Origin of the sequence: Psychrobacter sp., assembly GCF_036731945.1 — a bacterium.
Taxonomy (GTDB): domain Bacteria; phylum Pseudomonadota; class Gammaproteobacteria; order Pseudomonadales; family Moraxellaceae; genus Psychrobacter.
Genome location: NZ_DAINDI010000101.1, coordinates 5185 through 6420 on the forward strand (window position 1 = coordinate 5185; position 1236 = coordinate 6420).

The 1236-nt window shown below is 47.2% G+C and carries 1 protein-coding gene; it reads right to left on the minus strand.

Features of this window, described 5'->3' with window-relative positions; all coding sequences use genetic code 11:
* Nucleotides 1-1236 (minus strand): DUF1513 domain-containing protein (locus tag V7D75_RS13885; protein WP_333615033.1); only part of this gene is annotated, 1236 nt, incomplete at both ends.

The following is a 1236-nucleotide window of genomic DNA, read 5'->3' on the forward strand; positions in this document are numbered from 1 at the left end:
CCCCAGCACAATCTGGCAGGCTAACATCATCAATCAATGTACGAGTATTTAAGTCATAAATCGCCGCACAGCCGCCTATTGGTGTGGTCACACATAATAGGTTACGCTCACTATCAACCGCCACACTGGCGATATATTGGTGGAAACGTTGCCATTGATTATTAGGCATAATAAGAGGTTTAAAATCAGGCTCACCGCGTTGATGGGTCAATACTAACGGCACATTGATATGCTTTTCGCCTTGAAACTGAATACCTATCATCACCGTACCATCGTCATGCATGGCGAGGTGACGCACGCTCATCTGATTGTGCTCAGGCATAATCTGCTCAAGCAAATCGCCAGTATGGCGATTGAGATAAACCAATGAAGGTCGCATCGTATCTAAATTAAGCTCTTCACGCGACGCTTGCTCGGTTTTGATCCCGCCATTGGCAATCACCAACGTTTCGCCATCAGGATGCATAATCAGCTCATGCGGGCCGATACCATGCGAGTCATACTCTGCTAGTTTTTTATAATGATCACAAGCATTATAAATGCCGATTTTACCGTCTAAGCTTAGGGTGTCATTTTCGGTTACGTAGAGCAGTTTACCATCTAGGCTATAACAAGCATGTCCATAAAAATGACGATGCGTAGACGCTTTAATAGCAAACTTTACTTGCCCAGTTGTCGTATCTAGTACCCAAAACTTTTCGCTCGGGCGCCGACCCATCACCACCACATCGCGTGCTTGGTTATTCTTAGCAGAAAATTTTTGCTTATCAGAAATAGGTTGAACGACAATATCATGCACGCGTTCTGGCATGGTCGTTTGCCAAACGATTTGTCTATCGGCGTCGATACCAACCACGCCGAAGTCGTGCTCATTATGACTGGCATCAGCGCTATCATTATTTGCTAAGGCGATGTTTTTCGGCATAGACGCCACGCCGCTTACCCAACAAACAGGTCGCGGTAGCATTGTGGTCGTATGGGCTGCGCTAAAGTCGCTTACGCTATAAGACTTGGTGTTTTGCTCGTCATCTCTCTGTGAACGATAAGCCTGCTGCCATGCAACTGCCGCTTGCTGACAAGCGTGGCGAAATTGCACGAGCTCGCGTTTTGGTGTTGAGTTTATCAACTGCAACTGCGAGCGCATACCTGCTACATAATCCCATAAGCTGGCATCTGGTTGCTGCTGCTTGCGATAACGATGATGGATACCGACCAGCGCCGCTGTACCCATGGCAG